The organism is Bacillus xiamenensis (assembly GCF_000300535.1).
In the GTDB taxonomy this organism is placed as follows: domain Bacteria; phylum Bacillota; class Bacilli; order Bacillales; family Bacillaceae; genus Bacillus; species Bacillus xiamenensis.
Window position 1 is genome coordinate 1 of sequence record NZ_AMSH01000009.1, and the last position, 24,304, is coordinate 24,304.

Consider the following 24,304-nt stretch of genomic DNA (forward strand, 5'->3'; position numbering starts at 1 on the left):
ACGCCGCCAAGCTTTTCTAAGGATCAGTTCCGTCTGGAACTGGTCTTTTTTGTGTTTTTGGAAGGTTTGGCACCAGATAAATGTGGAAATAATATTGTTAGTTGAGCGATTATCTTGAAAAATCGACCGAAAAAATTTATAGTAAGATTAAAGTCAAATATAGTCAAAGTCAATGGAGGAGGAGGCGGAGTGGCACAAAATATTTCTGATATCATCGAACAGTATTTGAAGGAAGTCTTGGATCAGAATGGTCGAGAAATATTAGAAATTAAACGCAATGAGATTGCAGATAAGTTTCAATGCGTACCTTCACAAATTAACTATGTTATCAATACACGCTTTACGAGCGAAAGAGGTTATATCGTCGAAAGTAAGCGTGGCGGCGGTGGCTATATCCGAATCATTAAAGTCAAAATGAATGATGAAATCGATTTATTGAACAACATCATTTCCCAAATACGTCATCGTTTATCACAGGCTGCATCTGATCATATCATCATGCGTCTTGTTGAAAACAACATTTTATCCGAAAGAGAAGCAAAGATGATGATTAGTGTCATGGACCGTTCTGTTCTACACATTGATTTACCTGAACGAGATGAACTGCGGGCTAGGATGATGAAAGCGATGTTAAATGCTTTAAAATTAAAGTAAAGCGGGTGAAAAGATTGATTTGTCAAGAATGCAATGAGAGACCAGCCACTTTTCACTTTACGAAAGTTATAAATGGAGAAAAACAAGAAATGCACATATGTGAACAATGTGCAAAAGAAAACAGTGATTCATATGCTATGAGTGGAAACCAAGGTTTCTCGATTCACAACTTATTATCGGGCTTATTGAATATTGATCCTAGCTTTACCACAAGTGCTAATAAAGGATCATCTATTTTTCAAGAAGCGAGAGAAGTGGATCAATGTCCTAAGTGTGGCTTAACCTTTCAGCAGTTCAGAAAAACAGGCCGTTTTGGCTGTTCAGAATGTTATGGAACATTTGATCAGTATTTAAATCCTGTTCTGCGAAAAGTCCATAGTGGAAATACAGTCCATAATGGAAAAATCCCTAAACGGATTGCCGGCAGTCTGCATGTTCGCCGGAAACTTGAGTTAATGCAGCAAGAGCTGAAGCAGCTGATTGAACAGGAAGAGTTCGAAAAAGCAGCGGAAGTTCGAGATCAAATTCGTGCATTAGAGCATGAGCAATCTCAGCAGAGGGAGGGAGAATAACGACATGTCGCTCCAACATTTTATTCAAGACGCATTAAGTCAGTGGATGAAACAAAAAGGACCAGAAAGTGACATTGTTCTAAGCAGTCGTATTCGGCTGGCACGCAATCTAGAGCATGTTCGTTTCCCAACTCAGTTTTCTCAGGAGGAGGCTGAAGCTGTTCTCCAGCAATTCGAGCAAAAGTTTGCGAGCCAGAAAGTAAAGGACATTGGACATTTTGTTCTGATTCGAATGAATGAAACGCAGCCTTTGGCCAAGAGGGTACTTGTTGAAAAGCATTTGATTAGCCCCCATTTAGCTGAATCAAGATTTGGCGGCTGTTTGCTTTCAGAAAATGAAGAAATCAGTGTGATGCTGAATGAAGAAGACCATATTCGTATTCAATGCTTGTTCCCAGGATTCCAGCTGGCTAATGCACTAAAAGTGGCTAATCAGATAGACGACTGGATTGAAGAGCAAGTCGATTATGCGTTTTCTGAGAAGCGAGGATACTTAACGAGCTGTCCGACCAATGTAGGTACAGGTATTAGGGCTTCAGTCATGATGCACCTGCCGGCATTGGCTCTGACAAGACAAATGAATCGTATTATTCCTGCAATTAATCAATTAGGTCTTGTGGTCAGAGGAATTTATGGTGAGGGTAGCGAAGCAATAGGGAACATCTTTCAAATTTCAAATCAGATGACACTTGGTCAATCAGAAGAAGATATTGTCGATGATTTGAATAGTGTGACGGCACAGCTTATTGAGCAAGAGCGATCTGCACGAAAAGCATTATATCAAACGTCTAAAATTGAACTTGAGGACAGAGTGTACCGTTCCTTGGGGATTTTGGCCAATTGCCGCATGATTGAATCCAAGGAAACGGCGAAGTGTTTGTCAGATGTGCGGCTTGGAATAGATTTAGGTATCATTAAGGGGCTTTCAAGTAATATACTGAATGAACTCATGATTTTGACACAGCCTGGCTTCCTGCAGCAATATTCAGGGGGAGCCTTGGAACCAAATGAAAGAGATATAAAACGAGCAGCCATTATTAGAGAAAGGCTGCGCCTAGAAATGCATAGGAATGGACAGGAGGATGAAACGATATGATGTTTGGAAGATTCACTGAAAGAGCTCAAAAGGTATTAGCACTTGCACAAGAAGAAGCCATTCGCCTTGGCCATAAGAATATTGGAACAGAGCACATTTTACTTGGTCTTGTACGTGAAGGTGAGGGCATCGCCGCAAAAGCATTAGAAGCACTGGGCCTTGTTTCAGATAAAATCCAAAAAGAAGTCGAGAGCTTGATTGGAAGAGGGCAAGAGGTGTCTCAAGCGATTCCTCATTATACGCCTAGAGCGAAGAAGGTCACTGAGCTTTCTATGGATGAAGCAAGAAAGCTTGGTCATTCCTATGTAGGGACAGAACATATTCTTTTAGGTCTTATTCGCGAGGGAGAGGGTGTAGCTGCCCGTGTCTTAAATAACCTCGGAGTGAGCTTAAATAAAGCACGCCAGCAAGTATTGCAGCTTCTTGGCAGCAATGAAACGGGTGCATCTGCGGCAGGATCTAATAGCAATGCAAATACACCAACTTTAGATAGTCTTGCAAGAGACTTAACGGCTATTGCGAAAGAGGACAGCTTGGACCCTGTCATTGGACGAAGCAAAGAAATTCAACGTGTTATTGAGGTCTTAAGTAGAAGAACAAAGAATAACCCTGTGCTGATTGGGGAGCCTGGTGTTGGTAAAACAGCCATTGCAGAAGGTCTGGCGCAGCAAATTATTCACAACGAAGTGCCTGAAATCCTTCGTGATAAACGAGTGATGACACTTGATATGGGAACCGTAGTTGCGGGAACGAAATATCGCGGGGAATTCGAGGATCGTTTGAAAAAAGTCATGGACGAAATTCGTCAGGCTGGAAATATCATTCTCTTCATTGATGAGCTTCATACACTGATCGGTGCAGGTGGAGCAGAGGGTGCGATTGACGCGTCTAATATTCTGAAACCATCCTTGGCACGTGGTGAGCTTCAATGTATCGGGGCTACAACGTTAGATGAGTACCGTAAATACATTGAGAAGGATGCTGCGCTTGAACGCCGATTCCAGCCAATTCAAGTCGATCAACCGTCTGTTGAAGAAAGTATTCAAATCTTAAGAGGGCTTAGAGACCGTTATGAAGCACATCACCGTGTGTCGATTACAGATGAAGCCATTGAAGCGGCGGTAAAGCTTTCTGACCGTTATATCTCTGATCGTTTCCTTCCAGATAAGGCGATTGATTTAATTGATGAGGCAGGTTCGAAAGTCCGTTTGCGTTCTTTCACAACACCGCCGAACCTAAAGGAACTTGAGCAAAAGCTGGATGAAGTTCGTAAGGAAAAGGATGCGGCTGTTCAAAGTCAGGAATTTGAAAAAGCAGCTTCTCTTCGTGATACAGAGCAGCGCTTGCGTGAAAAAGTAGAAGTGACAAAGAAATCGTGGAAAGAAAAGCAGGGACAAGAGAATTCAGAGGTATCTGTAGATGATATTGCGATGGTTGTCTCTAGCTGGACGGGAGTGCCTGTTTCAAAAATTGCCCAAACGGAAACAGATAAGCTTCTAAATATGGAACAATTGCTCCACTCCCGCGTCATTGGACAGGATGAAGCGGTTGTCGCTGTAGCAAAAGCAGTGAGACGTGCCCGTGCTGGTCTAAAAGATCCGAAGCGTCCGATTGGCTCCTTTATTTTCTTAGGTCCAACAGGTGTTGGTAAGACTGAGCTTGCAAGAGCACTCGCCGAGTCTATTTTCGGTGATGAAGAAGCGATGATCCGTATTGATATGTCTGAATACATGGAAAAACACTCTACTTCAAGACTTGTTGGATCACCTCCAGGCTATGTTGGCTATGATGAGGGCGGCCAGCTGACTGAAAAAGTGAGAAGAAAGCCGTATTCTGTCGTGCTGTTAGATGAGATTGAAAAGGCGCATCCTGATGTGTTTAATATCTTACTGCAAGTGTTAGAAGATGGCCGTCTCACTGATTCTAAAGGACGTACTGTTGACTTTAGAAATACAATTTTGATCATGACTTCAAACGTTGGAGCTAGTGAATTGAAGCGCAATAAATATGTTGGCTTTAACGTGCAGGATGAAGGTCAAAATTACAAAGATATGAAAGGCAAAGTGATGGGCGAGTTGAAACGTGCGTTTAGACCAGAGTTCATCAACCGTATTGATGAAATCATTGTCTTCCACTCACTTGAAAAGAAACATCTAAAAGAGATTGTGTCTCTCATGTCTGATCAATTAACAAAACGATTAAAAGAGCAAGACCTTTCAATCGAATTGACGGAAGCAGCAAAAGCGAAGATTGCTGAGGAAGGCGTAGACCTTGAGTATGGTGCTCGTCCGTTAAGAAGAGCGATTCAAAAGCACGTTGAGGATCGACTTTCTGAGGAATTGCTGAAGGGCAATATTGAAAAGGGTCAACATATTGTATTAGATGTAGAAGATGGGGAAATTGTCGTAAAAGCTACGGCTGCTACGAACTAATATAGTAAGAAAAAAGCGTGAGGCATACCAGTAAATTGTATGCCTCCCTTTACTTATTTTCTGACCAGTATAAGGAGTTGTATTCTTCAATCTATGGCTAAGACAAAATCAAAATTTATATGCCAATCGTGCGGTTATGAGTCAGCCAAATGGATGGGGAAATGTCCAGGCTGCGGCACGTGGAACAGTATGACAGAAGAGGTCGTTCGTAAAGAGCCGGCAAACCGTCGAAGTGCTTTTAATCATTCTGTTCAAACCATTCAAAAACCTTCACCTTTATCTGCCATTGAAACATCCGAAGAACCCCGAATTAAAACGAATTTAGAAGAATTTAACCGAGTATTAGGAAGTGGAATTGTCAAAGGCTCTCTCGTTCTTATTGGCGGTGATCCTGGGATTGGAAAGTCCACACTATTATTACAAGTTTCAGCACAGCTCTCAGACAAGAATCAGAATGTGTTATACATATCTGGTGAGGAATCGATTAAACAAACGAAGCTTAGAGCGGACCGCCTTGGCATTGAAAGTGCCTCTTTACATGTTTTGGCTGAAACCGATATGGAGTATATAACGTCTGCTATACAAGAGATGAAACCCGCTTTTGTGGTGGTGGATTCAATTCAAACCGTTTATCAAAGCGATATTACGTCAGCACCTGGATCTGTTTCTCAGGTGAGGGAATGCACAGCACAGCTGATGAAAATTGCTAAGACGAATGGTATTCCGATTTTTATCGTTGGTCACGTGACCAAAGAAGGCTCGATTGCAGGCCCGCGCCTGTTAGAGCATATGGTGGATACGGTTCTTTATTTTGAAGGGGAGCGGCACCATACGTTTCGCATTTTACGAGCGGTAAAAAACCGTTTTGGTTCAACGAATGAATTAGGGATTTTTGAAATGAGAGAGGAAGGGCTCTCAGAAGTTTTAAACCCATCAGAAATCTTCTTAGAAGAGCGGTCAGCAGGTGTATCTGGATCGTGTGTTGTTGCCTCAATGGAAGGAACAAGACCCGTTCTTGTGGAAATACAAGCATTAATTTCGCCGACAAGCTTTGGAAACCCGCGGAGAATGGCCACAGGCCTTGATCATAATCGTGTGTCATTGCTCATGGCTGTGTTAGAAAAACGTGTAGGGCTGCTTCTGCAAAATCAAGATGCATATTTAAAGGTCGCAGGTGGTGTAAAGCTTGACGAACCAGCGATTGATTTGGCCATTGCCGTCAGTATTGCATCAAGCTTTAAAGACGCAGCGCTGCACCAAGCGGATTGCTTTATAGGAGAAGTTGGTCTGACGGGAGAAGTCAGAAGAGTTTCAAGAATTGAACAGCGTGTGCAGGAAGCTGCTAAACTAGGATTTAAGCGAATGTTTATTCCTCAGGCGAATATAGATGGATGGAAAAAGCCGAGAGGGATTGAGTTAGTCGGTGTAGAAAATGTAGCGGAGGCACTTCGTATTTCACTAGGGGGAGCATAGAAATGGAAAAAGAGAAAAAAGGAGCGAAAGAAGTCGATCTCTTAGATATCGTACAGTTTGTGGCACCAGGGACACCTTTGCGAGCAGGGATTGAAAACGTCCTGAGAGCCAATACTGGCGGACTGATTGTTGTTGGTTATAACGACAAAGTAAAAAGTGTGGTAGATGGCGGATTTCATATTAATTCCGCATTCTCCCCAGCACATTTATATGAATTGGCGAAGATGGATGGGGCCATTATTTTAAGCGATTCTGGTCAAAAAATCTTGTATGCGAATACACAGCTAATGCCAGATGCAACCATTCATTCATCAGAAACCGGCATGAGGCACCGAACAGCTGAGCGTGTAGCCAAGCAGACAGGCTGCTTAATCATTGCCATTTCTGAACGGAGAAACGTCATTACCTTATACCAAGGGAATCGTCGTTATACGCTGAAAGATATTGGTTTTATTTTAACAAAGGCCAATCAAGCCATACAAACGCTTGAAAAATATAAAACCATTTTAGATCACGCCATTTCTGCGTTAAGTGCCCTTGAATTTGAAGAGCTTGTGACCTTTGGTGATGTATTATCTGTATTGCATCGCTATGAAATGGTGCTTAGAATCAAAAATGAAATCAATATGTATATCAAAGAGCTCGGAACAGAAGGACACTTGATTCGTCTGCAGGTCAATGAGCTGATTACAGATATGGAGCAGGAAGCGGCCTTATTTATTAAAGATTACGTGAAAGAAAAAATCAAAGATCCATATGTTTTGCTTAAACAGCTCCAAGATATGTCTAGCTTTGAACTTTTAGATGATGCCATTTTGTACAAGTTACTCGGCTATCCAGCATCTACAAATATTGACGATTATGTGTACACAAGAGGGTACAGATTACTTCACAAAATCCCTAGACTGCCTATGCCAATCGTTGAAAACGTGGTTGAAGCGTTTGGTGTGTTAGATCGAATTATGGAAGCAGATGTGCAAGAATTGGATGAAGTAGAAGGAATTGGAGAAGTAAGAGCGAAAAAGATAAAAAAAGGATTAAAAAGACTGCAAGAAAAACATTATATCGACCGTCAGCTATAAAACGAGAAATTTTTCTCAATCACGGTTAAAAATGGATGAATATGGGTATATTAATGATGCTTTTTGTTTTCTGTTTATCATAATAGGAAACTTAAACATATATCAATGTCAGGTGAAGGTGGATTGACAGATGGAAAATAAAGGAGGTGAAGGTATGTTAAAAAGAATCGTTCAGGCGTTTTTTATCATTTTCGGTGCAGTTGTGGGGATTTTTATTATTCCAGAGTTATTTCTACTGTTAAATGTAAAGGACATACCTTTCGTAACAAATGCTTACTCTTCAGCACTAATAGGAGCCGCTGTGTTTTTTATCATCGGTAAATGGTGCACAGACTATGTTGTTAATTGGGTGAAATGGATCGAGGATTCTCTATTGAAGGCGCCTCTTCCTGATCTTATATCTGGAAGTTTCGGTTTAGTATTTGGACTTATTCTAGCATATCTTATTGTAAACGTGATCCCGCTAAACAATATCCCATATCATATTTTTGGTACCATTATTCCGATTTTCCTGGCTTTCTTTTTAGGATACCTTGGATTTCAGGTAGGGTTTAAGAAGAAGGATGAAATGATGGGGCTGTTCTCTCGATCTGCAAAGGTCAGCAAGAAAAAAGGAGCGGCTGATGACGAACCTGAAATAGAAGATAAAAAGCTGAAAATTTTAGACACAAGTGTTATTATTGATGGAAGAATCGCAGATATTTGCCAAACTGGATTCTTAGAAGGAGTCATGGTCATTCCTCAATTTGTGCTAGAGGAATTGCAGCATATTGCAGACTCATCTGATGTATTAAAGAGAAATAGAGGCCGAAGAGGGCTTGATATTTTAAATCGTATTCAAAAAGAATTGGATATCAAAGTTGAAATTTACGAGGGTGACTTCGAAGACATTCAAGAGGTTGACAGCAAGCTTGTGAAGCTCGCTAAGTTAACTTCAGGTGTTGTTGTGACAAATGATTTTAATTTAAATAAAGTATGCGAACTTCAAAAAGTAGCAGTGTTAAACATCAATGATCTAGCCAATGCGGTCAAACCGGTTGTGTTGCCTGGGGAAGAAATGAAGGTACAGGTCATTAAAGATGGAAAAGAGCATAACCAAGGTGTTGCTTACTTAGATGACGGTACGATGATTGTGGTTGAAGAAGGGCGCAATTACATTGGGAAAGACATTGATGTGCTGGTCACAAGTGTGCTGCAAACTGCTGCTGGAAGAATGATTTTTGCGAAGCCAAAACTTCTGGAGAAGGCGCTCTAAAGGGAGAACGAACATGTATTATGAAGTAGTTATTCCGGCTGCGGGGCAGGGGAAGCGAATGAAGGCCGGCCGCAATAAGCTTTTTATTGAATTGAAAAGAATGCCGGTCATCATCCACACACTGAAGGTGTTTGACGCTCACGCGCAATGCAAACGCATGATCTTAGCGATCAATGAAGAGGAGCGTCGTGACTTTGAAAGGCTACTAAAGGTACACGCTTTTCAAACGCCTGTTTCACTTGTCACTGGCGGTGAAGAACGGCAACAAAGTGTATATGAAGGATTGAAGGCTGTGCAAGATGCGGACATCGTGCTTGTTCATGATGGTGCAAGGCCTTTTATTAAGCATACACAGATTGATTTGCTCGTTAAAGCAGCGATTGAAAAAGGATCCGCAGTCGTAGCGGTACCAGTGAAAGACACAATCAAACGCGTTCAAGAAGGCAGAGTGGAACAAACCATTGAACGTCAGAGCTTGTGGGCAGTCCAGACCCCACAAGCTTTTCGTCATTCTATTTTAAAAGAGGCGCATGAATATGCGGAGCGGACAGGCTTTCTTGGAACAGATGACGCCAGCCTTGTTGAACAATTACACGGTGAGGATGTGTATATTGTCCAAGGAGACTATACCAATATTAAACTGACAACACCGGATGATTTATTGGTTGCCAAGGCAATTATGGATGCGGAAAGAGGGTACTAGATCATGTTTAGAATAGGACAAGGCTTTGATGTACATCAATTAACAGAGGGAAGGCCTCTTATTATCGGCGGTGTGACCATTCCTTATGAAAAGGGACTGTTTGGGCATTCAGACGCTGATGTACTGCTTCATACTGTGGCAGATGCCTGCCTTGGTGCGATTGCTGAAGGAGATATCGGTAGACATTTCCCAGACACGGATCCAGAGTTTAAGGATGCAGATTCTTTTAAGTTACTTCAGCATGTATGGGCACTTGTGAAAGAAAAAGGCTATACACTTGTGAATATCGATTGTACCATTATGGCGCAAAAGCCAAAGATGGCACCATACATTCAGCCAATGTGTGAGAAAATCGCGGAAGCCCTTGAGGCGGATGTCACACAGGTGAATGTCAAAGCAACAACGACAGAGAAACTTGGATTTACAGGAAGAGGCGAAGGAATTGCCTCTCAGGCAACAGTGCTTCTTCAGAAAAAGTAAAATCCATTTTGATGAGAATGGGTTTTGATGATAAAATACGTTTATAAAAAAATGGTGTCAGGCAACATGATGCAGATGAAAGGAAGTTAAACTCATGGGAAATGAAGTGCGTGTTCGTTATGCACCGAGTCCAACTGGTCATTTACATATTGGGAATGCTAGAACGGCTCTTTTCAACTATTTGTTCGCACGCAGCCAAGGCGGCAAATTTATTATTCGAATTGAAGATACAGATCAAAAGCGTAATGTAGAAGGCGGAGAAGAAAGCCAGCTTCGTCATTTGCAGTGGCTCGGTATTGATTGGGATGAAAGCATTGATAAAGATGGCGGCTACGGTCCTTATAGACAATCAGAGCGTAATGACATTTACAAAAAATATTATGATGAGCTGCTAGAGAAGGATTTGGCGTATAAGTGCTATTGTACGGCTGAAGAACTAGAAGAAGAGCGTGAAGCACAAATCGCCCGCAGTGAAATGCCTCGATATTCTGGTAAATGCAGTCATTTATCAAAAGAAGAAGAGGACAAGCTCATTGCTGAAGGAAGAGAGCCAAGCATTCGCTTCCGTGTTCCAAAAGGAGAAATGATCAAATTTAACGACATGGTCAAAGGTGATATTTCGTTTGAAACTGACGGCATTGGTGACTTTGTCATTGTGAAGAAAGATGGTACACCGACTTATAACTTCGCTGTAGCAGTGGATGATCATTTGATGAAAATGACTCACATTCTTCGCGGAGAGGATCATATTTCGAATACACCTAAACAAATCATGGTCTTCAATGCATTTGGCTGGGATGTTCCGCTGTTCGGACATATGACGCTGATTGTAAACGAGAACCGCAAGAAATTAAGTAAGCGTGATGAATCCATTATTCAATTCATCGAGCAATATAAGAACTTGGGCTATTTACCAGAAGCTCTGTTTAACTTCATTGCATTACTTGGATGGTCTCCAGTCGGCGAAGAAGAATTATTTACAAAAGAGCAATTCATCGATATTTTTGATGTCAATCGACTTTCTAAGTCACCAGCTCTATTCGATATGCATAAACTAAAATGGGTGAATAACCAATATGTGAAAGCACTTGATCTCGATCAAGTTGTGGCATTAACACTTCCACATCTTCAAAAGGCAGGCAAAGTAAGCGAGCAGCTGACAGAAGAAGAAAACACATGGGTACGCAAACTCATTTCTCTATATCATGAGCAATTGAGCTACGGAGCAGAAATTGTTGAGTTAACAGAGTTGTTCTTTAAGGAGCAAATTGAGTATAATCAAGAGGCAAAGGAAGTTCTTGCAGAGGAGCAGGTGCCAGAAGTGATGGCCTCGTTTGCAGGTCAGCTTGAACGTCTTGAGTCTTTCACATCTGATGAAATCAAAGCGGCCATTAAAGCGGTACAAAAAGAAACCGGGCATAAAGGCAAGAAACTATTCATGCCAATTCGTGTGGCTGTCACAGGACAAACGCATGGCCCAGAGCTTCCACAAAGTATTGAACTGCTAGGTAAAGAAACGGTATTAAACCGTATTAAACAAATATAAGGAAAATCGTTGCGAGGGAGAAGTACAATGTTTTCGCTCATCACAGAAAGAGTCTTCATCGGCTGAAAGAGACTTATGGGCAGACGTTGGAAATGCACCCTCAAGACCCTTGAGGAACACGCAGGTTAGTATGCAAGGGCGGTACCCTCCGTTATGGGATTGAGTTGAGAAAGCTTGTGATAAGAGGCTTTCTAAACAGAGTGGAACCGCGTTTTCAAAACGTCTCTGTCATATGGCAGAGGCGTTTTTTTATTTGTCCAAAAAAAGAGAGCAAGTCCTAAGAGAGATTGATGGGGAAGAACGGGGGGAGCATGTGTTTTTCAAAATGCTGAAAGAAGATATTGATACTGTGTTTGATCAAGATCCTGCTGCTAGAAGCTATATTGAAGTAGTGCTAACCTATTCAGGGCTTCATGCGATTTGGGCTCATCGTATCGCGCACGCATTTTATAAGCGTAAGCTCTATTTTATTGCGCGGGTCATTTCTCAGGTCAGCCGGTTTTTCACAGGGGTTGAAATTCATCCAGCAGCGACAATCGGCAGACGGTTCTTCATTGATCACGGCATGGGCGTCGTGATTGGAGAAACATGTGAAATTGGCGATAACGTCACCGTTTTCCAAGGCGTGACCTTAGGGGGAACAGGGAAAGAAAAGGGAAAGCGTCATCCGACCATTTTAGACGATGCCCTGATTGCGACTGGTGCTAAGGTGCTTGGTTCCATTACCGTTGGAAAAGGGTCCAAGATTGGTGCGGGGTCTGTTGTGTTAAAAGACGTCCCAGACCATTCCACCGTTGTAGGTATACCTGGGCGAGTGGTCGTTCAAAATGGAAAGAAAATCAATCGTGATCTCAATCATCAAGATTTGCCAGATCCAGTTTCTGATCGTTTCAAAGAATTGGAGCGAGAAATGGAAAAGCTAAAACGTGAGCTGGCTTCATTGAGCAGAAAGGAAGAACAATCATGACAATCAATATTTATAATACATTGACACGTAAGAAGGAAGCGTTTGTCCCGCTTGAACCAGGAAAGGTCAAAATGTATGTGTGCGGACCAACCGTCTACAACTACATTCATATCGGGAATGCCAGACCGGCCATTGTATATGACACAGTACGTAAGTATTTAGAATACAGCGGCTATGATGTGCACTTTGTATCAAACTTTACGGATGTGGATGATAAACTCATCAAAGCAGCCAATGAATTAGGAGAAGATGTTCCAACGATTGCTGATCGATTTATTCAAGCATACTTTGAGGACGTCAGTGCACTCGGCTGCAAAAAGGCAGACCTTCACCCGCGAGTGACGGAAAATATGGATGATATCATTGCGTTTATCGCTACGTTGATCGAAAAAGGATACGCCTATGAAGCGGATGGTGACGTATATTACAGCACACGTTCTTTTGAAGGCTACGGAAAGCTTTCTCACCAATCAATTGATGAACTGAAGACGGGTGCTCGCATTCGTGTAGGTGAAAAGAAAAAAGATGCACTGGACTTTGCTTTATGGAAGGCTGCAAAGGATCAGGAAATCTCGTGGGATAGCCCATGGGGCAAAGGACGTCCAGGCTGGCACATTGAGTGCTCGGCCATGGTCAAAAAATATTTGGGCGATACGATTGACATTCATGCGGGCGGACAGGATTTAACGTTCCCTCACCACGAGAATGAGATTGCGCAATCCGAGGCTTTGACAGGGAAACCTTTTGCGAAGTATTGGATGCATAACGGGTATATTAATATTGAGAATGAAAAAATGTCAAAATCGCTTGGTAACTTTGTGCTGGTGCATGACATTATTAAAGAACAGGATCCAGATGTGCTTCGCTTCTTTATGTTATCTGTTCACTATCGTCATCCCATTAATTACTCAATTGATTTATTAGAAAGTACAAAGAGTGCGTTTAACAGACTGAAAACATCCTATGCTAATCTGCATCACCGCCTTGAGAGCAGTACCAATTTAACAGAGGATAACGCCGAATGGCTGACAAAGATTGAAGAACAGCGTGCGACATTTATTTCTGAAATGAATGATGACTTCAATACGGCAAATGCCATCTCTGTTTTATTTGAACTAGCGAAGCAGGCGAATTACTACATGGAACATGATCATACTTCTGAAGAAGTGATCAAAGCATTTATTGGCTTGTTCCAAGAAATCACATCCGTCCTTGGATTTTCATTAGAAGAAAAGCACACGCTTGACGAAGATGTAGAAGCGTTAATCGAGAAGCGGAATGAAGCTAGAAGAAATCGTGACTTCGCATTGTCTGATCAAATTCGTGACCAGTTAAAGAGCATGAATATTGTATTGGAGGATACTCCTCAAGGTACGCGCTGGAAAAGAGGAGAGTAGGTCATGTTGAATTTTGAAAAGCTGAAAGACGGAAAACAGTTGAACGGACTGGCGCTTGCTTATATGGGTGATGCCATTTTTGAAGTATATGTGAGGCATCACCTCCTCCAAACGGGGGCGACCAAACCAAATGAACTTCATAAACGAGCAAGTAAGATCGTTTCAGCTAAATCTCAGGCCGCCATTTTATTTGAGCTGCAGCAGAAGGGCTTTTTCACAGAAGCGGAAGAAGCGGTGCTGAAAAGAGGAAGAAATGCAAAATCAGGCACAGTGCCTAAAAACACAGACGTTCAAACGTATCGTTATAGTACATCGTTTGAAGCGCTCATGGGTTATTTGTTTATTGAAAAGCAGGACGAACGCTTAGAAGAGCTGATTAGTCAGGCGATTGAAATCGGAACGTCAGGGAGGAAGACAAATGAGTCAGCAACATGATTATGTGATTGGGAAAAATGCAGTGATTGAAACACTGAAGTCAGATCGAGAGTTGTACAAGCTCTGGATGGCAGAAAACACTGTAAAAGGACAAGCCCAGCAGGTCATTGAACTCGCTAAAAAGCAAAATATCACCATTCAGTATGTTCCGAGGAAAAAGCTTGATCAGATGGTATCAGGACAGCACCAGGGAATCGTTGCACAAGTAGCAGCATATGAATATGCGGAATTGGACGAACTGTATCAAATTGCCGAACAGCGTAACGAACAGCCATTTTTCATTATTTTAGATGAAATTGAAGATCCGCATAATTTAGGGTCGATTATGCGTACGGCAGATGCTGTTGGTGCACATGGGATTGTCATTCCAAAACGACGAGCGGTTGGCTTGACGACAACTGTTGCGAAGGCATCCACTGGGGCCATTGAACATATCCCTGTCGCGAAAGTAACCAATCTTTCAAGAGCTCTTGATGAGATGAAAGAAAGAGGAATCTGGGTCGCAGGAACAGATGCTTCTGCTAAGCAGGACTACAGACAATTTGATGGCACCATGCCTCTCGCCCTTGTGATTGGCAGTGAAGGAAAAGGAATTGGCCGATTGATCAAGGAAAAATGTGATTTTCTGATTAAATTGCCAATGGCCGGGAAGGTCACTTCATTAAACGCATCCGTTGCCGCTAGTTTATTGATGTATGAAGTTTATCGAAAACGTTATCCGTTAGGAGAATAGAGATGGACATCCTCTTAGTCGATGGGTACAACATGATAGGTGCATGGCCTCGTTTGCAGCACTTAAAAGAAAACAGCTTTGAAGAAGCCAGAGACGTGCTGATTCAACATTTAGCAGAATATCAAGCATATACAGGGTATCGAGTCATTGTTGTATTCGATGCCCATATGGTCAAAGGAATCGAAAAAAAGCGGACAAACCACCGAGTAGAGGTCATCTTTACGAGAGAGAATGAAACGGCTGATGAGCGGATTGAAAAGCTGGCCCAAGATTTGAATAATATTCGGACGCAAATTCATGTGGCGACCTCTGATTATACAGAACAATGGGCCATTTTTGGACAGGGTGCACTTCGTAAGTCGGCTCGAGAGCTTTTAAGAGAGATAGAAGTGATTGAACGAAAAATTGAAACGCGTGTCAAAAAGATTATGTCGGATAAACCTTCATCCAAAATTGAATTGTCAGAAGATGTATTGAAAACGTTTGAAAAATGGCGGCGGGGGAATTTGGAATAGCTTGACGATATTTCAACCATTATTGTATAATATTGCTATCTAGGTGCGGTCGGGGGGATCGAAGTGAATCTAAACAACAGCAAGGGTAAGTCCATCAGAGAGCAATTTTGCCAGTTGGAAGATGAACAAGTCATTGAAAGGGTTCATGTCGGAGATAGTGATGCGCTAGATTATTTAATAACGAAATACCGCAACTTTGTACGTGCGAAAGCAAGATCTTATTTCTTGATTGGAGCGGATCGAGAGGACATTGTCCAAGAGGGCATGATCGGACTTTATAAGTCTATCCGCGATTTCAGGGAGGACAAGCTTACTTCATTTAAGGCTTTTGCAGAATTATGTATTACCCGCCAAATTATCACCGCAATTAAAACAGCTACTCGCCAAAAACATATCCCGTTAAATTCCTATGTATCATTAGACAAGCCGATATACGATGAAGAATCGGACAGAACATTATTGGACGTCATTTCCGGCGCTAAAGCGCTTAACCCAGAAGATTTAATCATTAGCAAAGAAGAATTTGATGATATTGAAATGAAAATGGGTGAATTACTAAGCGAGCTGGAAAGAAAGGTACTTGTGCTTTATCTTGATGGCAGATCTTATCAGGAGATTTCTGAAGATTTAAACCGTCATGTGAAATCAATTGATAACGCACTTCAAAGAGTAAAGAGAAAATTAGAGAAATATTTAGAACTGCGCGAGATCAGTCTCTAATCAAACCTATATTGACAGCTTTTTCGACACTGTGATAAGGTACTAAGGAAATGATGTCGAGAAAATAGGTGTAAATATGAGGAAAAAGATTACTCTAGCCTGTAAAGACTGCGGAAGCCGCAATTATACGACAATGAAAAGTGTTGCTTCAGCAGCTGAAAGATTAGAAGTGAAGAAATATTGCAAGACTTGTAATTCACATAAAACACATTTAGAAACGAAGTAAGATTTGCGTTCTTTAATCTGTGGAGGTCTTTTAATGCGTATTATCAGTTTCTTAAAAAGTGTCGGGAAAGAAATGAAAAAGGTCAGCTGGCCAAAGAAAAATGAAATGGTCCGCTACACGATCACTGTTATCCTAACAGTTGTATTTTTTGCCATCTTTTTCTCTTTTCTTGACATAGGAATCTCACAATTAATCGAATTAATTCATTAATACTTGAATAATGGTCTGCTGAACGTGCTATAATAGATCATAATATGACTTGCCAAAAAACCCGTTTTACGGGTTTTTTCAATTGCTTGAAAATATTTACCGGTACTCGAGATTCGTCAAATAGACATTACGAAATGTGGGGAGGGAAGGACTGAATAGTCCTGAACGAAAATGGAAAAGAATTGGTATGTTGTGCATACGTACTCTGGCTATGAAAACAAAGTGAAAGCGAACCTGGAAAAGCGTGTTGAATCAATGGGCATGCAGGATAAAATCTTCCGCGTCGTCGTACCAGAAGAAGAAGAAACGGATATTAAAAATGGTAAGAAAAAAGTGGTTAAAAAGAAAGTATTCCCTGGATATGTGCTAGTAGAAATCGTCATGACTGACGACTCTTGGTATGTCGTTCGTAATACACCAGGTGTGACAGGATTCGTTGGATCAGCTGGATCAGGCTCAAAGCCGACTGCGCTGCTGCCAGGCGAAGCTGAAACCATTCTGAAGAGAATGGGTCTAGAAGAACGCAAAACAGAAATCGACTTCGAACTGAAAGAAACAGTTAAGGTGATCGATGGACCATTTGCTAACTTCACAGGCTCTATCGAAGAGATTGATTACGATAAAAGCAAAGTCAAAGTATTCGTTAATATGTTTGGTAGAGAAACACCTGTTGAACTTGAGTTCACACAGATCGATAAATTGTAATTCAAAAGAGCTTGAAATGAGTGTATAGAAGTGGTAATATAGCAAAGGTACGTCTTGAGTTCACTCAAGATCGCTAGCTAGTTATTTCGTCATTCATATAAAGAATGAAGTTGTTGAGTGGGAGGGGGATTCCCCTATTACCACATCACGGACTTTAAGGAGGTGTGTCTCGTGGCTAAAAAAGTAGTAAAAGTTGTTAAATTGCAAATTCCTGCTGGAAAAGCTAACCCAGCTCCACCAGTTGGACCTGCACTAGGTCAAGCCGGTGTTAATATCATGGGATTCTGTAAGGAGTTTAACGCTCGTACAGCTGACCAAGCTGGTCTTATCATTCCTGTTGAAATTTCGGTTTTTGAAGACCGTTCATTTACATTTATTACTAAAACTCCACCTGCTGCAGTATTACTTAAAAAAGCAGCTGGTATTGAGTCTGGTTCTGGTGAACCTAACCGTAATAAAGTGGCAACTGTTAAGCGTGATAAAGTACGCGAAATCGCGGAAACAAAAATGCCTGACTTAAACGCTGCTAGCGTTGAATCAGCTATGCGCATGGTTGAAGGTACTGCACGCAGTATGGGTATTGTCATCGAAGATTAATTTTTTGTCTTGTTGGGTTGCGAGTTTGGTTTTGACAAGTTCGCAACCCTTATTCGTGGGAGGTTATTCCGCTAAAACCACATAAGGAGGATTTTTATAATGGCTAAAAAAGGTAAAAAGTATGTAGAAGCTGCTAAGCTAATCGATCGTACAAAAGCGTATGATGTAGCTGAAGCCGTTTCTCTTACAAAAAAAGCAAATACAGCGAAATTTGATGCGACTGTAGAAGTTGCTTTTCGTTTGGGCGTAGACCCTCGTAAAAACGATCAACAAATCCGCGGTGCAGTTGTACTTCCTAACGGAACTGGTAAAACTCAACGTGTTCTTGTGTTCGCTAAAGGCGAAAAAGCAAAAGAAGCAGAAGCTGCTGGAGCAGACTACGTTGGAGATTCTGATTACATCACTAAAATCCAACAAGGTTGGTTCGATTTCGATGTCATCGTTGCGACACCTGACATGATGGGTGAAGTTGGTAAGATCGGTCGTGTACTTGGACCAAAAGGTCTTATGCCAAACCCTAAAACAGGAACTGTAACATTCGAAGTAGAAAAAGCAATCAATGAAATCAAAGCTGGTAAAGTTGAATACCGCGTTGATAAAGCTGGTAACATCCACGCGCCAATCGGAAAGGTTTCTTTCGAGGACGAAAAGCTTGTTGAGAACTTTGCAACAATCTATGACACAATCCTTAAAGCAAAACCTGCAGCGGCTAAAGGTGTATACGTGAAAAACGTTTCTGTTACATCTACTATGGGCCCTGGCGTGAAAGTGGACCCATCTTCTTTCTCTGCTAAATAATTCTTGACTTATCACAACCATTTTGATAATATCAAAATGTTGTAAAATAAAATAATGTCCATTTATACCGTAGACAGCAGGGGCCTTATGGCTTAAATAACCCGCCGAGGTGTATATGTCACAGTCTTACGTTAACGTATGCTTGTATATACAGCCTCCATGTCTTAATGGAGGCTTTTTATATGGAGAACCGTTCGTTAGGAACGTGATGGCCTGATCGGTATAAGTGTTACACAAAGAATGTACAGGAGGTGTAACCATGAGCAATGCAATCGATACTAAAAAAGTTGTCGTTGATGAAATTACTTCTAAATTTAAAGACAGTGTGTCTACTGTAATCGTAGATTACCGCGGTCTTTCAGTTTCTGAAGTGACTGAACTTCGTAAACAGCTTCGTGAAGCTGGCGTAGAATTCAAAGTTTACAAAAACACTATGACTCGCCGTGCAGTTGAACAAGTTGAACTAACGGGTTTAAACGATTTCTTAACAGGTCCAAACGCTATCGCATTCAGTAACGAAGATGTTATCGCACCTGCGAAAATCATCAACGATTTTGCGAAAAGCCACGAAGCTTTAGAAATCAAAGCTGGTGTTATCGAAGGAAACGTAGCGACTGTAGAAGAAGTGAAGGCTCTTGCGGAACTTCCGTCTCGCGAAGGCTTACTTTCTATGTTGCTTAGCGTTCTTCAAGCTCCAGTTCGTAACCTTGCTCTTGCTACTAAAGCAGTTGCAGAACAAAAAGAAGAACAAGGCGCTTAATGCGTACTTGACGTAAAAAAACTTAAAATGGAGGAATTACAAATGGCTTTAAATATCGAAGAAATCATTGCTTCAGTTAAAGAAGCAACTGTACTTGAGTTAAACGACTTAGTAAAAGCAATCGAAGAAGAATTTGGCGTAACTGCTGCTGCTCCTGTAGCTGTAGCTGCTGGTGGCGGTGCTGCTGCTGAAGAAAAAACTGATTTTGATCTAGTACTTGCTGGTGCTGGAGACCAAAAAATCAAAGTTATCAAAGTGGTTCGTGAAATCACTGGTCTTGGCTTGAAAGAAGCTAAAGAACTTGTTGACAACACTCCAAAACCACTTAAAGAAGGTATTGCTAAAGAAGAAGCTGAAGAACTTAAAGCTAAGCTTGAAGAAGTTGGCGCTTCTGTAGAAGTTAAGTAATCTTCGCCTAATCTTTTGGGAAAGCTCGCTTTTACTGGCGGGCTTTTTCTTTTCTAATCTCCTGAAACGATTGAATCCAGAGGAGGTCCATTCACCATGAGTGACCACTATTATACGGAAAAGCCATCAGTGAAAAGCGATAAACAGACATGGGACTTCACCTTGAGAAACCGTACCTTTACTTTTACAAGTGACAGTGGAGTGTTTTCTAAGAAAGAAGTCGACTATGGTTCAAGGCTTTTAATTGAAGCTTTTGAAGAACCTGACTTGGATGGCGATGTCTTAGATGTCGGTTGCGGTTATGGACCGATCGGGCTATCGTTAGCAAACGAAATGACAGGCCGCACCATTCATATGATTGATGTGAACGAAAGAGCAGTCGAACTTTCAAAGGAAAACGCTAAACATAATCGCATTGATAATGTCCGCATCTATCAAAGTGATTTGTTCTCGAATGTTCATTCATCAGCTGCTTTTGCCTCTATACTGACCAATCCCCCAATACGGGCAGGGAAGAAAGTTGTACATGCGATCTTTGAAAAAAGTGCTGATCATTTATTGCCGGAAGGTGAGTTGTGGGTGGTTATTCAAAAAAAGCAAGGTGGACCATCTGCGATTGAGAAATTAGAACAGCTTTTTGGAGAAGTCGAAATTGTATTGAAAAAAAAGGGCTACTATATTATCAAAGCTAAAAAAGTTTGACGCAGTTTCCTAGCTGTGTTAATATTATAAAATGCCAATGTGTATATTTTGCTTGATAGGCTTAAAAAATAACTATTTTGTATAAATTATGCATACTTGGGAAAACTAATAAAATCGGTATTTGTTTTTGGATGTGGTTTTCTTATTTTAGAAACCCTTTTTTCTTTTGTCTTGTAAAAGTATTTCTTTACTGACATTTGAAAGACAGAAATACTTTTTACACATATAATACGCATGATTTGAGGGGTGAATCAGTTGACAGGTCAACTAGTTCAGTATGGACGACACCGCCAGCGCAGAAGCTACGCACGCATAAGCGAAGTGTTAGAATTACCAAATCTCATTGAAATTCAAACCTCTTCTTATCAGTGGTTTCTTGATGAGGGTCTTAGAGAGATGTTTCAAGATATATCCCCAATTGAGGATTTTACTGGTAACCTTTCTCTTGAATTCATTGATTACAGCCTAGGGGAACCTAAGTATCCTGTAGCAGAATCAAAAGAACGTGATGTAACTTACTCTGCTCCACTAAGAGTAAAAGTTCGTTTAATTAACAAAGAAACTGGAGAAGTAAAAGACCAAGATGTGTTTATGGGTGATTTCCCAATCATGACAGACACAGGTACTTTTATCATTAACGGTGCGGAACGTGTAATCGTTTCTCAGCTAGTACGTTCTCCAAGTGTATATTTCAGTGGTAAAGTAGACAAAAACGGTAAAAAAGGTTTTACTGCGACTGTCATTCCAAACCGTGGCGCATGGTTAGAATACGAAACTGATGCGAAGGATGTAGTCTATGTACGCATCGATCGCACACGTAAGTTGCCGGTTACGGTTCTTTTGCGTGCTCTCGGCTTTAGCTCTGATCAAGAGATTCTTGACCTCATTGGCGAGAATGAATACTTACGCAACACGTTGGAAAAAGACAATACAGAGAATGCCGATAAAGCACTTCTCGAAATCTACGAGCGTCTTCGTCCTGGAGAGCCGCCAACTGTTGAAAATGCGAAAAGCTTGCTAGACTCTCGCTTCTTTGATCCGAAGAGATATGACCTAGCAAATGTTGGACGCTACAAGATTAATAAGAAGCTTCATATTAAAAATAGACTATTCAATCAAAAATTGGCTGAAACGCTAGTTGATCCTGAAACAGGTGAAATCCTAGCAGAAAAAGGTCAAATTTTAGATAGAAGAGTGCTTGATAAAGTTCTTCCATACTTAGAAAACGGCATCGGATTTAGAAAGCTATATCCGAATGGCGGCGTAGTAGAGGATGAAGTAGAACTTCAATCTATCAAGATTTATGCACCGACTGATCAAGAAGGCGAACAAGTGATCAACGTGATCGGAAATGCATATGTAGAGGAAACTGTGAAAAATATCACGCCTTCTGACATCATTGCATCGATCAGCTACTTCTTTAACCTTCTTCATGGAGTAGGTGACACAGATGATATCGATCACCTTGGTAATCGTCGTCTGCGTTCTGTAGGTGAGCTTCTGCAAAACCAATTCCGTATTGGTTTAAGCAGAATGGAGCGTGTTGTTCGTGAAAGAATGTCAATTCAAGACACAAACACGATCACGCCTCAGCAGCTGATCAACATTCGTCCTGTGATCGCTTCTATCAAAGAGTTCTTTGGTAGCTCTCAGCTTTCTCAGTTCATGGATCAAACAAACCCGCTTGCTGAATTGACGCACAAACGTCGTCTGTCAGCGCTTGGACCGGGTGGTTTGACACGTGAGCGTGCAGGAATGGAAGTTCGTGACGTTCACTATTCTCACTATGGCCGTATGTGTCCAATTGAAACACCAGAGGGTCCAAACATTGGTTTGATCAACTCTCTATCTTCATTTGCGAAAGTGAATCGTTTTGGCTTTATTGAAACACCTTACCGCCGGGTTGACCCTGAAACAGGTAAAGTGACACCGAGAATTGATTACTTAACTGCTGATGAAGAGGATAACTACGTTGTAGCACAAGCGAACGCTCAGTTAGCTGAAGATGGTTCGTTTATCGATGATAACATTATCGCTCGTTTCAGAGGGGAAAACACCGTTGTGCCTCGAAACCGCGTTGACTACATGGACGTTTCGCCTAAGCAGGTTGTTTCTGCAGCGACAGCATGTATCCCATTCTTAGAAAACGATGACTCTAACCGTGCTCTAATGGGAGCGAACATGCAACGTCAGGCTGTGCCTTTGATGCAGCCGGAATCACCGATTGTTGGTACAGGTATGGAGTATGTATCAGGTAAAGACTCTGGTGCTGCTGTTATCTGCCGTTACCCAGGTGTTGTAGAACGTGTTGAAGCGAAGAATATTTGGGTTCGCCGCTATGAAGATGTTGACGGACAAAAAGTCAAAGGAAACCTAGACAAATACAGCTTGCTGAAATTTGTCCGCTCTAACCAAGGGACTTGCTACAACCAGCGTCCAATCGTAAGTGTTGGAGATGAAGTCGTGAAAGGAGAAATCCTTGCAGACGGTCCTTCTATGGAAAAAGGTGAATTGGCTCTAGGGCGTAATGTCATGGTCGGCTTCATGACTTGGGACGGTTATAACTATGAGGATGCGATCATTATGAGTGAGCGCCTTGTAAAAGATGACGTCTACACGTCTATTCATATTGAAGAATATGAATCAGAAGCTCGTGATACAAAGCTTGGACCAGAAGAAATTACGCGTGATATTCCAAACGTTGGGGAAGATGCTTTACGCAACCTTGACGAACGTGGAATTATCCGTATTGGTGCAGAAGTAAAAGACGGAGACCTTCTTGTAGGGAAAGTAACGCCTAAAGGTGTAACAGAACTGACAGCTGAAGAACGTCTATTACATGCAATCTTCGGTGAAAAGGCTCGTGAAGTGCGTGATACGTCTCTACGTGTACCACACGGCGGCGGCGGAATCATTCATGATGTCAAAGTCTTTAACCGTGAAGATGGAGATGAATTACCTCCAGGTGTAAACCAGTTAGTCCGCGTATACATCGTTCAGAAGCGTAAAATTTCTGAAGGTGACAAAATGGCCGGACGACATGGTAACAAAGGGGTTATCTCTAAAATCCTTCCAGAAGAAGATATGCCGTATCTTCCAGATGGAACACCGATTGATATCATGTTAAACCCTCTAGGGGTACCATCTCGTATGAATATCGGTCAGGTACTTGAGCTTCATATGGGTATGGCTGCACGTTACCTAGGCATCCACATTGCGTCACCAGTATTTGATGGTGCTCGTGAGGAAGATGTGTGGGAAACGCTTGAAGAAGCAGGTATGTCCCGTGATGCGAAAACAGTCCTTTATGATGGTCGAACTGGTGAACCATTCGACAACCGTGTATCTGTTGGAATCATGTATATGATTAAACTGGCTCACATGGTTGACGATAAACTTCACGCACGTTCAACTGGACCATACTCACTTGTTACGCAGCAACCACTTGGCGGTAAAGCACAGTTTGGTGGACAGCGTTTCGGAGAGATGGAAGTATGGGCACTTGAAGCTTACGGTGCAGCATACACACTTCAAGAGATCTTAACTGTTAAATCGGATGACGTTGTGGGTCGTGTGAAAACATACGAAGCCATCGTCAAAGGGGATAACGTACCTGAACCAGGTGTCCCTGAATCATTCAAAGTATTAATTAAAGAACTTCAAAGTTTAGGTATGGATGTGAAAATCCTATCTGGCGATGAAGAAGAGATAGAAATGAGAGATTTAGAAGACGATGAGGAAACGAAGAAAGCAGACGGATTAGCGTTATCTAATGACGAAGATGCTGCAGACCTCGCACCTGTCGATCTTGAACGTGACGCAGTCACAAAAGAATAGC

25 protein-coding genes and 2 other annotated features are annotated in these 24,304 nt (G+C 41.7%); all 25 genes read left to right on the plus strand.

The window, feature by feature from the left end; all coding sequences use genetic code 11:
• The first annotated feature begins 189 nt into the window (after positions 1-189).
• The 25 genes from BA1_RS05195 (at position 190) to rpoB (ending at position 24,303) form a co-directional block, all read left to right on the plus strand.
• The gene (locus BA1_RS05195) at positions 190-654 is read left to right on the plus strand and encodes a CtsR family transcriptional regulator (protein ID WP_008356472.1); all 465 of its coding nucleotides are present in this window, start codon (positions 190-192) and stop codon (positions 652-654) included.
• Positions 655-668: 14 nt separating this feature from the next.
• Complete coding sequence (locus tag BA1_RS05200) at positions 669-1,226, plus strand: protein-arginine kinase activator protein McsA (RefSeq protein WP_034738425.1); 558 nt, start codon at positions 669-671, stop codon at positions 1,224-1,226.
• Positions 1,227-1,230: 4 nt separating this feature from the next.
• On the plus strand, positions 1,231-2,322 hold the full coding sequence (locus tag BA1_RS05205) for a protein-arginine kinase McsB (RefSeq protein WP_008356475.1): 1,092 nt from the start codon (positions 1,231-1,233) through the stop codon (positions 2,320-2,322).
• Complete coding sequence (clpC, locus tag BA1_RS05210; RefSeq protein ID WP_008356478.1) at positions 2,319-4,754, plus strand: ATP-dependent protease ATP-binding subunit ClpC; 2,436 nt, start codon at positions 2,319-2,321, stop codon at positions 4,752-4,754. Before BA1_RS05205 ends, clpC begins: the two co-directional genes overlap by 4 nt.
• Before the next feature lie 93 nt (positions 4,755-4,847).
• On the plus strand, positions 4,848-6,227 hold the full coding sequence (gene radA / locus BA1_RS05215; protein WP_008356480.1) for a DNA repair protein RadA: 1,380 nt from the start codon (positions 4,848-4,850) through the stop codon (positions 6,225-6,227).
• Positions 6,228-6,229: 2 nt separating this feature from the next.
• Positions 6,230-7,309: a DNA integrity scanning diadenylate cyclase DisA gene (disA, locus tag BA1_RS05220; protein WP_008356482.1), complete on the plus strand. Its 1,080-nt coding sequence runs from the start codon at positions 6,230-6,232 to the stop codon at positions 7,307-7,309.
• A 154-nt stretch (positions 7,310-7,463) separates the two neighbouring features.
• Positions 7,464-8,564, plus strand: coding sequence for a PIN/TRAM domain-containing protein (locus BA1_RS05225; RefSeq protein WP_008356484.1), 1,101 nt, complete (start codon positions 7,464-7,466; stop codon positions 8,562-8,564).
• A gap of 13 nt (positions 8,565-8,577) precedes the next feature.
• Positions 8,578-9,267 carry a 2-C-methyl-D-erythritol 4-phosphate cytidylyltransferase gene (gene ispD / locus BA1_RS05230; protein ID WP_008356486.1) on the plus strand — a complete coding sequence of 230 codons (690 nt, stop codon included), beginning with the start codon at positions 8,578-8,580 and terminating at the stop codon, positions 9,265-9,267.
• 3 nt (positions 9,268-9,270) lie between these two features.
• Positions 9,271-9,747: a 2-C-methyl-D-erythritol 2,4-cyclodiphosphate synthase gene (gene ispF, locus BA1_RS05235; protein WP_008356488.1), complete on the plus strand. Its 477-nt coding sequence runs from the start codon at positions 9,271-9,273 to the stop codon at positions 9,745-9,747.
• Positions 9,748-9,841: 94 nt separating this feature from the next.
• A complete protein-coding gene (gltX, locus tag BA1_RS05240) occupies positions 9,842-11,293 on the plus strand; it encodes a glutamate--tRNA ligase (RefSeq protein WP_008356490.1) in 1,452 nt (483 codons plus the stop codon).
• Positions 11,294-11,523, plus strand: a binding site (T-box leader). It begins immediately after the preceding gene.
• Between the two features lie 83 nt (positions 11,524-11,606).
• The gene (gene cysE / locus BA1_RS05245; RefSeq protein ID WP_034738454.1) at positions 11,607-12,260 is read left to right on the plus strand and encodes a serine O-acetyltransferase; all 654 of its coding nucleotides are present in this window, start codon (positions 11,607-11,609) and stop codon (positions 12,258-12,260) included.
• Positions 12,257-13,657, plus strand: a complete 1,401-nt coding sequence (cysS, locus tag BA1_RS05250) for a cysteine--tRNA ligase (protein WP_008356493.1) — start codon at positions 12,257-12,259, stop codon at positions 13,655-13,657. Before cysE ends, cysS begins: the two co-directional genes overlap by 4 nt.
• A gap of 3 nt (positions 13,658-13,660) precedes the next feature.
• The gene (locus BA1_RS05255) at positions 13,661-14,092 is read left to right on the plus strand and encodes a Mini-ribonuclease 3 (RefSeq protein ID WP_008356495.1); all 432 of its coding nucleotides are present in this window, start codon (positions 13,661-13,663) and stop codon (positions 14,090-14,092) included.
• Entirely contained in the window at positions 14,076-14,825 is a 750-nt protein-coding gene (gene rlmB / locus BA1_RS05260; RefSeq protein ID WP_008356497.1) for a 23S rRNA (guanosine(2251)-2'-O)-methyltransferase RlmB, read from the plus strand. The genes BA1_RS05255 and rlmB overlap by 17 nt, the downstream gene beginning before the upstream one ends.
• Before the next feature lie 2 nt (positions 14,826-14,827).
• Positions 14,828-15,340 (plus strand): ribosome-dependent mRNA decay endonuclease Rae1/YacP, encoded by a 513-nt coding sequence (gene rae1 / locus BA1_RS05265; protein WP_008356499.1) that lies wholly within the window; start codon positions 14,828-14,830, stop codon positions 15,338-15,340.
• Between the two features lie 63 nt (positions 15,341-15,403).
• Positions 15,404-16,060 carry an RNA polymerase sporulation sigma factor SigH gene (sigH, locus tag BA1_RS05270; protein WP_008345424.1) on the plus strand — a complete coding sequence of 219 codons (657 nt, stop codon included), beginning with the start codon at positions 15,404-15,406 and terminating at the stop codon, positions 16,058-16,060.
• A 76-nt stretch (positions 16,061-16,136) separates the two neighbouring features.
• A complete protein-coding gene (gene rpmG / locus BA1_RS18540; protein WP_008356502.1) occupies positions 16,137-16,286 on the plus strand; it encodes a 50S ribosomal protein L33 in 150 nt (49 codons plus the stop codon).
• 33 nt (positions 16,287-16,319) lie between these two features.
• Positions 16,320-16,496, plus strand: a complete 177-nt coding sequence (gene secE, locus BA1_RS05275) for a preprotein translocase subunit SecE (RefSeq protein WP_008345422.1) — start codon at positions 16,320-16,322, stop codon at positions 16,494-16,496.
• A 171-nt stretch (positions 16,497-16,667) separates the two neighbouring features.
• A complete protein-coding gene (gene nusG, locus BA1_RS05280; protein ID WP_003217197.1) occupies positions 16,668-17,201 on the plus strand; it encodes a transcription termination/antitermination protein NusG in 534 nt (177 codons plus the stop codon).
• 171 nt (positions 17,202-17,372) lie between these two features.
• Entirely contained in the window at positions 17,373-17,798 is a 426-nt protein-coding gene (gene rplK, locus BA1_RS05285; protein WP_003216956.1) for a 50S ribosomal protein L11, read from the plus strand.
• A gap of 99 nt (positions 17,799-17,897) precedes the next feature.
• Positions 17,898-18,596, plus strand: a complete 699-nt coding sequence (gene rplA / locus BA1_RS05290; RefSeq protein WP_008356505.1) for a 50S ribosomal protein L1 — start codon at positions 17,898-17,900, stop codon at positions 18,594-18,596.
• Between the two features lie 49 nt (positions 18,597-18,645).
• Positions 18,646-18,786, plus strand: a sequence feature (ribosomal protein L10 leader region).
• A gap of 69 nt (positions 18,787-18,855) precedes the next feature.
• On the plus strand, positions 18,856-19,356 hold the full coding sequence (gene rplJ, locus BA1_RS05295) for a 50S ribosomal protein L10 (protein WP_008356507.1): 501 nt from the start codon (positions 18,856-18,858) through the stop codon (positions 19,354-19,356).
• Between the two features lie 42 nt (positions 19,357-19,398).
• Positions 19,399-19,764, plus strand: a complete 366-nt coding sequence (gene rplL, locus BA1_RS05300) for a 50S ribosomal protein L7/L12 (RefSeq protein WP_008345418.1) — start codon at positions 19,399-19,401, stop codon at positions 19,762-19,764.
• A 96-nt stretch (positions 19,765-19,860) separates the two neighbouring features.
• Positions 19,861-20,466 carry a class I SAM-dependent methyltransferase gene (locus tag BA1_RS05305; RefSeq protein WP_008356509.1) on the plus strand — a complete coding sequence of 202 codons (606 nt, stop codon included), beginning with the start codon at positions 19,861-19,863 and terminating at the stop codon, positions 20,464-20,466.
• Between the two features lie 255 nt (positions 20,467-20,721).
• A complete protein-coding gene (rpoB, locus tag BA1_RS05310; RefSeq protein ID WP_008356511.1) occupies positions 20,722-24,303 on the plus strand; it encodes a DNA-directed RNA polymerase subunit beta in 3,582 nt (1,193 codons plus the stop codon).
• Position 24,304 lies beyond the last annotated feature (1 nt).